General features: G+C 69.0%; 14 protein-coding genes. 9 read left to right on the top strand and 5 right to left on the bottom strand.

The window, feature by feature from the left end; translation table 11 throughout:
- The first annotated feature begins 316 nt into the window (after positions 1–316).
- Entirely contained in the window at positions 317–1,273 is a 957-nt protein-coding gene (locus tag CRM73_RS04830) for a DMT family transporter (protein WP_229587008.1), read from the top strand.
- Between the two features lie 224 nt (positions 1,274–1,497).
- A complete protein-coding gene (locus CRM73_RS04825; RefSeq protein ID WP_229587007.1) occupies positions 1,498–2,085 on the top strand; it encodes an XRE family transcriptional regulator in 588 nt (195 codons plus the stop codon).
- 426 nt (positions 2,086–2,511) lie between these two features.
- On the opposite strand, the gene CRM73_RS04820 is transcribed toward CRM73_RS04825, so the two are convergent.
- From CRM73_RS04820 to CRM73_RS04810, 3 genes are all read right to left on the bottom strand, one after another.
- The gene (locus tag CRM73_RS04820; RefSeq protein WP_229587005.1) at positions 2,512–3,471 is read right to left on the bottom strand and encodes a cysteine synthase family protein; all 960 of its coding nucleotides are present in this window, start codon (positions 3,469–3,471) and stop codon (positions 2,512–2,514) included.
- A complete protein-coding gene (locus CRM73_RS04815) occupies positions 3,468–4,412 on the bottom strand; it encodes a 2-dehydropantoate 2-reductase (protein ID WP_229587003.1) in 945 nt (314 codons plus the stop codon). The genes CRM73_RS04820 and CRM73_RS04815 overlap by 4 nt, the downstream gene beginning before the upstream one ends.
- A 63-nt stretch (positions 4,413–4,475) precedes the next feature.
- Entirely contained in the window at positions 4,476–5,114 is a 639-nt protein-coding gene (locus CRM73_RS04810; RefSeq protein WP_229587001.1) for a LysE family translocator, read from the bottom strand.
- A gap of 66 nt (positions 5,115–5,180) precedes the next feature.
- On the opposite strand from CRM73_RS04810, the gene CRM73_RS04805 reads away from it, so the two are divergent.
- Positions 5,181–5,693, top strand: a complete 513-nt coding sequence (locus CRM73_RS04805; protein WP_229586999.1) for an Lrp/AsnC family transcriptional regulator — start codon at positions 5,181–5,183, stop codon at positions 5,691–5,693.
- A 440-nt stretch (positions 5,694–6,133) separates the two neighbouring features.
- Entirely contained in the window at positions 6,134–6,262 is a 129-nt protein-coding gene (locus CRM73_RS19710) for a hypothetical protein (protein WP_255662441.1), read from the top strand.
- Positions 6,263–6,278: 16 nt separating this feature from the next.
- On the opposite strand, the gene CRM73_RS04800 is transcribed toward CRM73_RS19710, so the two are convergent.
- A complete protein-coding gene (locus CRM73_RS04800) occupies positions 6,279–6,620 on the bottom strand; it encodes a transposase (RefSeq protein ID WP_229586997.1) in 342 nt (113 codons plus the stop codon).
- A 176-nt stretch (positions 6,621–6,796) separates the two neighbouring features.
- Here CRM73_RS04800 and CRM73_RS04795 point away from each other — a divergent pair, with 176 nt between their 5' ends.
- The 5 genes from CRM73_RS04795 to CRM73_RS04775 all read left to right on the top strand — a co-directional run bounded on the left by CRM73_RS04795 (position 6,797) and on the right by CRM73_RS04775 (position 11,186).
- Positions 6,797–7,402 (top strand): XRE family transcriptional regulator, encoded by a 606-nt coding sequence (locus tag CRM73_RS04795; RefSeq protein ID WP_229586996.1) that lies wholly within the window; start codon positions 6,797–6,799, stop codon positions 7,400–7,402.
- Complete coding sequence (locus tag CRM73_RS04790; protein ID WP_229586995.1) at positions 7,395–8,141, top strand: phenylalanine--tRNA ligase beta subunit-related protein; 747 nt, start codon at positions 7,395–7,397, stop codon at positions 8,139–8,141. Before CRM73_RS04795 ends, CRM73_RS04790 begins: the two co-directional genes overlap by 8 nt.
- 56 nt (positions 8,142–8,197) lie before the next feature.
- Positions 8,198–9,043, top strand: coding sequence for an EamA family transporter (locus CRM73_RS04785; protein WP_229587009.1), 846 nt, complete (start codon positions 8,198–8,200; stop codon positions 9,041–9,043).
- Between the two features lie 57 nt (positions 9,044–9,100).
- Positions 9,101–10,000, top strand: coding sequence for a dihydrodipicolinate synthase family protein (locus CRM73_RS04780; RefSeq protein ID WP_229586994.1), 900 nt, complete (start codon positions 9,101–9,103; stop codon positions 9,998–10,000).
- A gap of 70 nt (positions 10,001–10,070) precedes the next feature.
- The gene (locus CRM73_RS04775; RefSeq protein ID WP_229586993.1) at positions 10,071–11,186 is read left to right on the top strand and encodes a YbfB/YjiJ family MFS transporter; all 1,116 of its coding nucleotides are present in this window, start codon (positions 10,071–10,073) and stop codon (positions 11,184–11,186) included.
- A 210-nt stretch (positions 11,187–11,396) separates the two neighbouring features.
- Here the strand turns inward: CRM73_RS04775 and CRM73_RS04770 are convergent, their stop codons facing one another.
- Positions 11,397–12,461 carry an LLM class flavin-dependent oxidoreductase gene (locus tag CRM73_RS04770; protein WP_229586992.1) on the bottom strand — a complete coding sequence of 355 codons (1,065 nt, stop codon included), beginning with the start codon at positions 12,459–12,461 and terminating at the stop codon, positions 11,397–11,399.

The following is a 12,461-nucleotide window of genomic DNA, read 5'->3' as shown; positions in this document are numbered from 1 at the left end:
CGAGGGGTGGTCCCACTGACCTGACATCGCCAGAGGGAGATCAACTGACCGCGGACAGGGAGATCAGCTGTCCGCCGACGGGGAGATCACCTGACCGCCCACCGGGAGGTCCCGCTGACCGTTGACACGCACTATCAGGTGACATCATGACCTCGCTTCAGCACTCTTCCGCTTTACATATGGCGGTGTTAGGGATCGATGGAGGCGGGGCGAGGATTCCGTTTGCGGTCCTCTTCTGCGTTGTGGTCCCTGTTGCCGTGAGGGCTCCGGGGTGCGGCATTGCTCTGCGCATTATATTGCTCATATGATGGGGTGCGTGTGGCACACTTTCTTGCGCAGTGGCGGGCTCAGGCTCCGCGTCAACCGCCCCGAGCTGATCTTGATCGGCATCACCATGATCTGGGGAGCGACTTTCCTAATCATCCATGTGGCGATGACCCACACCGGACCGTTATTCTTCGTCGGGATCCGGTTCGTGGTGGCCGGACTGATCGGGGCGGCCGTGTTCTGGCGCGCGCTGCGGGGGATCACCCGCCACGAGATCGCCGCCGGGGCCGGGATCGGGGTGACGATTTTCATCGGCCATGGGTTGCAGACGTCGGGGCTGCAGACGATCACGGCCAGCCAGTCGGCATTCATCACCGCCCTGTATGTGCCGATGGTGCCCTTGCTGCAATGGGCGCTGCTCCGCAAGGCCCCTGGGGTGATGGCCCTGGTCGGGGTGGCGTTCGCTTTCGCCGGGCTGGTGCTCCTGGCCGGCCCGGACGCCGGGCTGAGCGGGCTGAGCACCGGGGAGACGCTCACGCTGCTCAGCGCGGTGGCCTGCGCGGTAGAGATCGTGCTCATCAGCCGCTTCGCCGGCACGGTGGACGCCCGCCGGGTCACCGTGGTGCAGGTGCTGGTGGCGGGGCTGCTGTCCTTCGCCATGATGCCCGTGGCCGGCGAGCAGGTCCCAAAATTCTCCTGGGTGTGGCTGGCTGCCGGCGTCGGGCTCGGGGCGGCGAGCATCCTGATCCAGTGGGCGATGAACTGGGCGCAGCGCTCCGTCTCGGCCACCAGAGCCACCGTCATTTACGCCGGAGAACCGGTGTGGGGCGGGATCATCGGGCGCCTCGCCGGAGAACGCCTGCCCGGTCTGGCGATCCTCGGGGCCGTGCTGATCGTCGTCGGTGTCCTGGTCAGCGAGCTGCGCCCCCGTGTCCCGGAGACCGGGCGCCCACCCACCCCTGAGGCGGAGGAGAGTGCGGGCCGGGACCACCTCGAGGCCCGGTGACCGGCGCCGGCGATCGACCATTTCCAGGGCCTCGTGCCCGGAGCGTGCCGGCTCCTAAGCGGACGAGGCAGTCAGGGCCGCCGGCATTGGCCGTGCACAGTCGACGCGCCTGCGTGGCCACCGGGCAGAGGCGTGCTGAAAGGCCCGGGACGTACTATCGGGGCGCAGCTGCTGATCACGACACCGCCTCTGCCCGCCCTGTTGTCCACCTGAGGAGGAGCCGGATGGCCACCCGTGAGAAAGGCGAGGCCACCGCCGAGTTCGTCGCCACGGTCGGCCGACAGATCCGGCACCGGCGCCAGCAGCGCCGATGGAGCGTCCAGGAGCTCTCCGACCGCGCCGGGGTGAGCCGACGCATGCTCACCCAGATCGAGCTGGGCCAGGCTAACCCCAGCCTGGTGACCGTCGACCACATCGCCCACGCCCTGGACACCGACTTCGTCGCCCTCACCATGCCCCCCACCACCCCCGGGCACGAACCCGGCGAACCAGAAGTCGGGACGGCGCTGCGCGTGTGGCACTCCGACCGAGGCAGCGAAGCCGTGCTGCTCATCGCCACCGAACGCTCCCCCCGCACCGAGCTGTGGCGCTGGCGCCTGGCTCCGGGAGACACCTACGACGCCCAGCCGGACACGGCCGGGACCGAGGAACTGCACGAAATCCACGCCGGGGAGCTGGTCATCACCACCGCCGGCTCCGCCCTGCGCATACGCGCCGGAGAGGCCAGCCGCATCCGCAGCGACCAGCACTACACCTACCGCAACGACGGCGACACCTGGGCCGAGTTCACCCGCGTCGTCATCGAAGCCTAGACGCACCCCACCACGAGTCCGGTGCCGAGCCTTACCCCCGCGGGTCATCGGCAGGTGAGTTCCGAGGGGGGCGAGATATCGTCGGCAAGCCCTCCTGCTCACCCCGCGCCGGTAGGAGCCACGGCTACGGCCCGTTCGATGTTCTCCGCGGACGTCTCGCATGATGAGGCAGCCCCGGGTCCTCCCATGTGGCGACTGAGCAAATGGACGCCCGCCGTTTTACATATGGCGGGCTCCCGGGCACTGCCCACGGGACCGAGTTGCGTACGGGTGGTTCCCACCAGCGCTGGTTCATTGAGCCCCGAGAGGCCAGTCGAGCCGGGGAGGGGATGGGGCGGGCCCATGGGGCGCGTTCACCCGGGGTCGCTGAGATGGCAGGGGTATCGGCCTGCAGCGACACGGTGGTGTGTCGCGGGAAGTTCTGCGCTAGTTGTCGGGGCCGGACTCGTACAGGTCACCGGTGAGGTATTTCAGGCCGGTATCGCAGGCAACGGTTACTACGGTTCGCCCGGGTCCGAGTTCGCGTGCGAGGTGCAGCGCTCCGGCGATGTTGAGGGCACTGGATGTTCCGGCGAAGATGCCTTCCTGGCGGGCAAGCGGTAACGCCAGTGCTCTGGCGTCCTCTTCGTCGATGGTCAGCGCCTGGTCGTAGAGGTTGCTGCTCAGCAGTGGCGGAACGATTCCCGTGGCGATGCCTTCGACGTGGTGCGGACCAGCGTGGCCGGCAGTAAGCATGGGCGAGGTGGTCGGTTCGAGAGCTGTGATGCTGACTCCGGGGAGGTGCTCCTTCAAGGCGCGGGACACTCCTGCGAGCATCCCACCGGTACCGACGGCGGCGCAGAAGGCGTCGATCGCGACCCCGCCGTTTTGGGTCTGCTGCAGCAGTTCCCGGGCGAGTGTGTCGTAGCCGATGAGCGCGTCGGTGTTGTGGAACTGGTCGGTCCAGTAGGCGTCGTGGTCGATGACGATGCTGTCCAGTACCTGGCGCATGCGGTGGAACAGGTCCGGGGTGATCAGGCCGTTGTCGCTGGGCACGAGCACGACGTCAGCGCCGAATGCTCGCATCGTCCGGATCTTTTCTGGAGAGAAGGTGTCGGAGCTGACGATGGTGCAGGGGTATCCCTTGACCGCGCACACGTAGGCCAGAGAGGACCCCGTGCTGCCACCGGAGTACTCCACGACCCGCTGTCCCGGCCGGAGGGCTCCGCGACGCTCGGCTTCCTCAATGATCGCCAGGGCCATCCGGTCCTTGTAGCTGCCGGTGGGGTTGCCCGCCTCGATCTTGACGAGGATCTGCGCCGAGCTGCCGGGCACGAGGCGTCGCAGGCGCACGAGTGGAGTGTCGCCGATGGCGGCCAGCGAGGAGTCGAAGATCCCGTCCCTCATGCGAGAACCCCCTGGTTGGATGCGTTTTCGGTCCGGATCAGTGCCTGATGGTGGGTGCGCAGTTGGATGAGGGCGGCCTCCAGCAGCGGTGAGGGAATCCGCAGGCTCTGTGCCCGGTCGGCGAGGTCACCGATGATGTGCTCAGCCTCGACGGGGTCGCCATGCTGGAGGTCGCGGTAGAGCGAGGAGGTGAACTCCGAGCCCGGTTCGGTGAGCAGCGCCAGCGACTGCGCGTGCCCGACCTCGCTGACCGGGTGGCCCGCTGCCGCCGCGATCTGTTCGCATTCCTCGATGGCCTCGAGGATCTTCACTTTGCCCCCAGCGGCGAGGATGTCACCGATGTTCCCGCGAAACAGGCACGTGATGACGCCGGCCGCGGCGATGAAAGCCCACTTCTCCCACAGGCGCGACACGATCTTGTCCACGACCTCCAGCGCGATGCCATCCGCGGCAAGCGCCTGGACGATAGGCCCGGGGACCGTTTCACCATGCAGGCCGCCGACGGCGAGGCTGCACAGCGGGGTCATCTGCACCACGGTCGCATCGTCGTCGAGGGTCGCAACGATCTTCGCAATGCCGCCGAGCACCTGCCCGGGGAACGCCTTCTCCAGCGCGTCGATATGGGCCATGCCGTTGAGCAACGGAACGATGCGCGTGCCCGACCCGATCGCAGGAGCCAGCGAGGGGATGATCGCCGGCAGAGCCGGTGCTTTGACAGCGACGATCACCAGGTCGAACGGGGGTACGCCTTCCACGCTCGTCAGGGCTCGCACGTCGTGCGTCGCCGCAAGGTCCGGGGCGCGGAAGCGCAGGCCGTCCTGGGCGAGCTGGGCGGCTCGGCGTTCACGGACGAGGAACGTCACGTCCTGCGCTGCGGCGACGAGACGGGCCCCCAGGGCTCCACCGGTCGCTCCGGCTCCGACGATGAGAATGCGAGTCATACGGCTTGATCCTTTCAAGGATGCCGGGTCGATTCCCGGTCCGGGGTCTGTGGAACAGCTCGGTCAGGTGGCGAGGGCTGCGAAGCCGAGCACGGTAGTGGTGAGCAGTCCCGCGCCGATGAGCAGCAGCACAACCCCGCCCAGGAGGGTGACGATCCGATCTGTGGCCGGGGATCGGTGAAAGCCGGACAACCGGACCAGGGCGATCGCCGCGGCCCACCACAGCCCGGCCCCGAGTACGACCGTCACACACAGCGTCACGGTCCGCACCCCCGCGTCGTCGCCATGGCCAATGAACTGGGGCAGGATCGCCGCGAAGAACAGCAGAGCCTTTGGGTTGGTCGCGTTCGTGACGAACCCGCGGGCGTACCCGCCCCGTGCCGGCTGGGCCGTCCCTTCCGAGGCGGCGGGATCCGGGAGCCGGGTGGGGCGGAGCATGCTCACGCCCATCCACAGCAGCACGCCCGCGCCGAGCAGCTGCACGACGGTCAGCGCTCCTGGAGCGGACACCAGCAGCGTGGTCGCCCCCGCCACCGCGAGCAGCGCGTGCAGCATCAGGCCAGTGACAATCCCCGCCGCCGTCGACGCGCCGTCCCTAACGCCACGGGTCGACGAGTGCACGACGAGGACGAGGTCCGGACCGGGCACGGCCAGCGCTACCAGCAGCGCGAGGGCAAACACCGCCCATGACTCAGTCCCCACCTCAACCTCCTGACCGTAGTTCTCCTCCCGGGCAACGGTACGAGGCGGATTCGCTACTCTTCGACCATGAGCGAACCGCGGACGAATTCGAATCGAGTTCCCGAACTGGATTCGGTGGACTGGGCAATCCTTGAACTGCTGCAGGTCGATGCGACGACGCCGAACAAGGAGATCGCAGCGAAGGTGGGTGTGGCCCCGAGCACCTGCCTGGAGCGGATCAGGCGGATGCGCCGCAACGGCACCATCGTCGCGACCCGCGCCCATGTGCTCCCGGGCCTGCTCGGGAAGGGGGAGCAGGCGTTCCTCGGCATCCAAATTCGTCCGCACGCTCGCGACACCGCCAACGACTTCGTGCACAAGGCCCTTGCGCTGCCGGAAACCCTCGCCCTCTACAACGTCAGCGGCAGTGAGGACTACCTCGTGCACGTCGCCGTGGCCAGCAGCACCGAGCTGCAGACCCTCATTATCGATAAGCTCCTCGCCCTGCCCCAAGTCGCGCACTGCCGCACCCAGCTCATCTTCGGCGAGCCCTGGGTCGCCCCGCTCCGGCACCGGCCGGGGCTGACCCCCGACACCTGACGAGCACAGCATCGGCCACCAATTCCCCAGGGGCAATGGCGCTAGGGACTGTCGCAAGAGCTGTACAAGAGATGTTCCCCGGTCAGTGTCTCTCCGCCGCCAGCCGACGGTCGACGAAGGCGATAGTGGCGAAGTTCACCGCAAGCTTCCACCGGGTGGTCCATCGTGCCTGCTCGGCGCCCTTCGGGCCCGTCATGTCGTGCTCTGCATATGACCGGCTCCCGGACACTCTCCCCAAAAGCGGTGTTGCGGTCGGGGTGCCTCCAGTGTGCCGTCGCATCGGTGCAGGCCGGCTCCACCGTCTTCATCCCCGGGTCCCAATGAGCACGGCATCCGCAACACTGGCCCTGACCCCGCTCCGTGGACACCGGGTTATGCGCTTCCTCTGCGCGTTGGCGGCCGACGACTTCACCGACGTGGAGTACGTCTCCTCCTGAGGGGTGGGCATCGGCGCAGTACTCACCGTCGTCTACGCCATGGCCACCGGTGAAGAGCTGGTGCCGGTGCTCAAGATCGTATTCTTGCTGATGACCATCGGTGGTGTCCTCGGTCTCAAGCTGTCCCATTGAGGGCGCGCCGAGGTGCTCACCGCAACCACAGAATGATGGCCGCGATGAGCACCTCGAGCCGGTAGTAGGCCACCCATTTGGCGTATCGAGTGGCCAGGCCGCGGAACTGCTTGAGCCGGTTGAACCAGCGCTCGATCACGTTCCGCCCCCGGTACAGGTCCTCGTCGAAGACCGGTGGGCGCCCATCTCGTGAACCCCTCGCGACCCGACGGGTGGCCTGGTCGATCAACTCGGGGCTGACGAACCGCACCTTCTGCCGCCGCAGCTGTCTGCGTGTAGAGGGGTGGGAGTAGGCCTTGTCGGCGACCATCGCCACGGGCCGAGGGGTCCAAACCCTGCAGTAGACAGCGGCCCTCATGATCCGGTTCTCATGTGGCCGGCTACCGGTGCCGCCTCGACTCGGTTCTGTCTGGATGATGTTGCACCGCGTGGCGTCCGCGTGCCTGGTGCTGCGCATCGTCCTTGGTGGTCATGAGGGGAGGCATCCGACACTCAAATGCAGACAATGCACTATCGGTGCAGTATGATGCACTAATGGATCAGAGCACGACGACCCTTGCGACGGCCATCGGCGCCCGGGTGAAGCAGCAGCGGCAGTCCCTGCGCTGGACGCTGGACCAGCTGGCCGAGACCGCCGGGGTCAGCCGTCGGATGCTGGTCAACGTGGAACAGGGGGCGACCAACGCCAGTGTGGGGACCCTGCTGCGGATCAGCGACGCCCTGGGCATCGGGCTGCCGGCACTGGTCGAGGTGCCACAGCCCAGGGCCGTGACGGTCACCCGCCACGGTGAAGGGGCTCAGTTGTGGAGCGGAGACTCCGGCGGCCGCGGCCTCCTGGTGGCCGGGACCGCACCGCCGGACGTGGTGGAGCTGTGGGACTGGACCCTGGGCCCCGGTGACCGGCACGCCAGTGAGGCCCACACCCGGGGCACCGAGGAGCTGCTGCAGGTTCAGCAGGGCACCATGACGGTCGAGGTCGCCGAGCAGTCGATCACCCTCGAGACCGGGGATGCGGTCTCCTTCCCGGGCGACGTGGCCCACGCCTACACCAATCCGGGCGCCGAGCCGGCCCGGTTCTCGCTGACCGTTTTTGAACCGGGCGTGGGCTCGGGACACCACCAGGAGGCTTCCCGTGACTGAACCGAACACGCCGGAGCGGTTGCTCGAGGACGCCCGGGTCGAGGCCGAGGTGTTCGCGCTGCGCCCGGACTACCGGGCGGTGCTGCTGGCCGTCGACGGGCTCGTGCCGGGCCCCAGTGATGCGGCCAGTGAGGCCCTGCTGCAGGAAGCCGAAGCCGCCACCGCCCGTGCCCTGGCCGACCGGCCGGTGGACCAGCTGGCGCACGTGGCCGCGTGGCGGGAGGCCTATCGGGCGTTCGGGGCGAAACCGCAGCGCACGCGCAACAGCCTGGAAGCCCTGACGCGCCGAGCGGCCTCCGGGCTGCCGCGGGTGAACCGGCTGACCGATCTCTACAACGCGGTCTCGGTCCTGCACCAGATCCCACTGGGCGGGGAGGACCTGGCCGGCTACCGCGGGGCGCCGCGGCTGGTGCGCGCCACCGGCCAAGAGCTCTTCGACACGGTTGCCGGCGGTGAGCCGGTGATCGAGCACCCCGAACCCGGCGAGGTGGTGTGGTGCGACGAGGCCGGGGTGACCTGCCGGCGCTGGAACTGGCGCCAGGGCCGGCGCACCCAGCTGACCGAGGACACCACCACCGCCCTGTTCATCCTCGACGCGCTGGCGCCCATGACGGACGAAGCTCTGCACGCCGCCGCCGAGGACCTCGCCACCCGCCTGGCCGACCTCGGCCCCGACGTGCGCATCGCCCGCCGCCTGCTCCCTGCCAGTGACCGGCACACCCCAGGAGACCCGTCGTGACCATTCGTATCCCTTCCACCACCGCGGTGCCGCCCTGGGGGCTGGCCGTGGCCGCGATGCTCTCGATCCAGCTGGGCTCGGCCCTGTCCGTGGACCTGATCGCCGCCGTGGGCCCGGCCGGAACCGCCTGGCTGCGACTGAGTCTGGGGGCGCTGATCTTCCTGGTCCTGATCCGGCCCCCGCTGCGCTCTGTGCGCCGGGCCGATGTGCCGGCGCTGCTGGGGCTGGGTATCACCACTGGGCTGGTGACCATCGGGTTCCTCGCCGCGATCGAACGCATCCCGCTGGGCACCGCCGTGGCAATCGAGTTCCTCGGCCCGCTCACCGTCGCCGCGATCCGCTCCCACAGCGCCCGGGCGCTCACCTGGCCCGCCCTGGCGCTGGCCGGGGTGGTGCTGCTCACCGAGCCCTGGCACGGCGCGATCGATCTCCTCGGCGTCGCCTTCGCCGGACTGGCCGCCATCGGGTGGGGCGTCTACATCCTGCTCACCCAGCGGATCGGCGACCGCTTCACCGGCATCGGGGCGCTCTCGCTGACCGTGCCCGTCGCCGCGGTGACCGCAGCGGTCATCGGCATCCCGCAGGCCGCCGGGGACCTCACCCCTGGTGTGCTCGCCGCCGCGGCCGGGCTGGCCCTGCTGCTGCCGGTCCTGCCCTTCGCCCTGGAGATGCTGGCCCTGCGCCGGATGACGCCGACCGCCTTCGGGACCCTCATGGCCCTGGAACCGGCCCTCGCGGTGCTCCTGGGGCTGATCGTGCTGCACCAGCAGCCCTCCAGCGTCCAGATCGCCGGGATCCTGCTCGTCGTCCTCGCCGGCGCGGCCGCCCAACGCGACGGCCGGCGCAGCCTGCGGGTCCCCGAACCGGCCAGCAACCACGCCGCACTCGACCCCGTCGCTTAGCTGGCGGCGCTGGCGCCGTGATCCACCACCACGATCCGAAATCAGGAGACTGACACGATGTTCACCGGTCTGAGCGCTTTCCCCCTCACCCCCCTGGCGAACGATGCGGTGGACGAGTCCGCCTTCGTCGGTCTGATCCGACGGCTCTCGGCCGCAAGGGTCGACTCCATCACCGCCTTGGGCTCCACCGGCTCCTACGCCTACCTGAGCACCGAGGAGCGCCAGCACGTGGCCCGGCTGGCGGTCGAGCACGCTGGGGACGTCCCGGTGTTCGTCGGCATCGGGGCGCTGCGGACTTCCCAGGTCCTCACCCACCTCGAGCACGCCCAGCAGGCCGGAGCCGCCGCGGTGCTGCTGGCACCGATGAGCTACCAGCCCCTGACCGACGACGACGTGGTCGGGCTCTTCGACACCGTCACCGCCCACTCCTCGGTGCCGGTGATCGTCTACGACAACCCCGGCACCACCCACTTCACCTTCACCACCGAGCTCTACGGACGCATCGCCGCTCTGCCCGGCATCGCCTCCATCAAGATCCCCGGCGTTCCCGCCGACCCGCAACAGGCTCAGGCGCGGGTGCGCGAGATCCGCGCGGTGGTCCCGGCGCATGTGACGATCGGAGTGTCCGGGGACGCCGCGGCGGCCGCCGGCCTGAACGCCGGCTGCGATGCCTGGTACTCGGTCATCGGCGGCACGCTGCCGGGCCCGGCCCGATACATCACCCGGGCCGCCCTGGACGGGCGAGCCGACGAATCGGCGGCTGCCTCCGAGCTGCTGGTACCGCTGTGGGAACTGTTCGCCGAGTTCGGGAGTCTGCGGGTCGTGGCCGCGATCGCCGAACACCTGGAGCTGGCACCCAGGGCCTGCCTGCCGCTGCCGATCCGGGGGCTCGCTGAGAAGCAACGCGCCCGGGTAGCGCGGATCGTCGACGACCTCGGACTCGACCATCAACCCTGACACCCGGCTTTCCCCAGGGGGAGATGGCCGGGGCGCAGCACTGGCACGCTACGTTTTCGCCGCGACCCTGGTGCGCAGCGCCGACGGGGGAGCGGTGGTCGCCATCGTGCTCCTGGCTCAAGCCAGCGGGCTGCCCGGGTGGGTGGCAGGACTGCTGGGTGCCTCGATCACCGCACCTCACCTGCTCGGACCGTTCATCGCCCGGCGCCTGGACACCGCCCGCGACGGGCGGACGGTCATCGCGGTCTCGGCCGTGCTCCACGGGCTGCTGCTCGGTGCGGCAGCACTGCTGTTGCCGATCGCCTGGCCGCTCGTCCCTGCTCTGCTGCTCTTCGCCTCCGGTCTCTTCGGGCCGATGCTCACCGGCGGGATCAGCAGCCGCCTGCCCGCCATCGCCGGACCCACACAGCGCGACCAACGCAGAGCCCAGAGCTGGGATGTGGCCAGCTACGGACTCAGCGGCACCCTGGGCCCCGCCGCCGTGGCCTGGATCGCGGCCACCACCGGCCCCCTCACCGCGACCCTGGCCCTGGCCGCCGCCGCGGTTCTCGGCGCCGCCGCGGTGCTCGCCCTGCCCCGCCAACAGCAACGCGATACGACCGTGGAGGTGCCCTCCCCGGCCCGGACACTGCGCCTGATCCTCAGGAGCGGTCCGCTGCGCCGCACCCTCGGGCTCACCGTGACGGTCGCGTTCTCCGTGGCCACACTGCCGATCTACGCGGTGGCCATCGCTCCCATGCTGGGCGGAGCCTCCGTGGCAGGCACCATGGTGGCGGCCTACGGCGCCGGGAACCTGCTCGGATCGGCCGGGCTGATGCTGTGGCCGCTGCGCGGGGAAGCGGACCGCCTCATGAGCGCCCTCGCCGTCCTCGTCGCGGCCACCCTGACCGTGGTCATGCTGGGCCCGACACTGGAGACGTCCCTGGTGGCTTTCGGCCTCGCCGGGGTCGGCAACGCAATGTTCTTCGCGGCCACCCTGGCCGCGCGCAGCGAGTACGCACCCGTGGAGTCCCGCGGTCAGGTCTTCATCTGGGTGGGCGCGCTCAAGATCGCTGCCGGATCAGCCGGCACGGCCGCCGCCGGCGCCACCATCACCCACGCGGTCTGGGCGCCGCTGATCCTGGTGAGTGCACTGACCGTTGTGGCTGCCACTGCCAGCATCGTCGATCGATCCCGCCCGCGCTGATTCAGGCATAGACCACGCCGTCCCCTCTGCTTTACATATGGTCCGGTTAGAGGGCAGGCCGCTACGCGGTGAAGGTTTCTCCGTGGGCAGGAGAAAGCGGCCGCGGCAAAAGCCGAGGCCGCTTTTCGCACTACAGCAGAAGTGGTCACGAGTTGGGGCTTCCGGGATCGACTCCTAGGTGTCATCGTGCCGGATGCCCCAACTTGGTCGTTATCGGGCCACGGCGGCGGGCTGTTCCTGGAAGGCGGGGACCACGTACTGGACGAACAGCTCCAGGGACTTCTTCTTCTCGTCGTGGGACATGCCGTTGTCGATCCAGTAGGCGAACTCGTCGACACCCAGATCCTGGTAGTGCTTGATCCGCTCGATGACCTCATCGGGTGTGCCGATCATCGCTGACTTATGCAGGCTATCCAGTTCGAACTCGGGTCGGTCCGCGAACTTCTCCTCGGGGGAGGGCTCGAGGAAGCCGTTGGTCGGGGTGGTCTTGTTCCCGGCCCAGGCATCGAACGTGCGGTAGTAGCGGTTGATCGCAGCGGCGGCCGGACGCCAGGCGTCCGGGTCCTCGGAGCTGTGCACGTAGGTGTGCCGCAGGCACAGGACCTCAGGCTTGTCCGCGTCCGGGAACTTGGCCATCGCGGCCTTGGTCTTGTCCGTGAGATCGGCGACCTCGCGATCATCCTTCATGAGGGGAGTGACCATGATGTTGAACCCGTTCTCGACGGCGAACTCATGGGACTCGGGGGAGCGGGCCGCGACCCAGATGGGGATCTCGTCCTGGACCGGCTTGGGCACGCTGGTGGAGGTGGGGAACTGCCAGATCTCCCCGTCGTGGGCGTAGTCGCCCTGCCACAGGGCGCGCATGGCCGGGAGGATCTCGCGCAGGTGCTGGCCACCGGCGGCGGCAGGCATGCCGCCGGCGAGCCGGTCGAATTCGAACTGGTAGGCGCCGCGGGCGACGCCGAGCTCGAGGCGGCCACCGCTGATGACGTCCAGCAGCGCGGATTCGCCGGCTGCGCGGACGGGGTTCCAGAACGGGGCGATCAGGGTGCCGGCGCCCAGGCGGATGGTCTGCGTCTCGGCGGCGAGGTAAGCCAGCAGGGGCATGGGGCTCGGGGAGACGGTGTACTCCATGGCGTGGTGCTCGCCGATCCACACGGTGGAGAACCCGCCGTCTTCGGCGACGTGCACGAGGTCGACGAGGTTTTCGAAGAGCTGTCGGTGGCTGACCTGGTCGTCCCAGCGTTCCATGTGCACGAAGAGGGAGAAGCGCAT

Origin of the sequence: Kocuria sp. CCUG 69068, from assembly GCF_020833785.1 — a bacterium.
In the GTDB taxonomy this organism is placed as follows: Bacteria; Actinomycetota; Actinomycetes; order Actinomycetales; family Micrococcaceae; genus Kocuria; species Kocuria rosea.
This window is presented reverse-complemented; position numbering and strand designations above follow the sequence as displayed.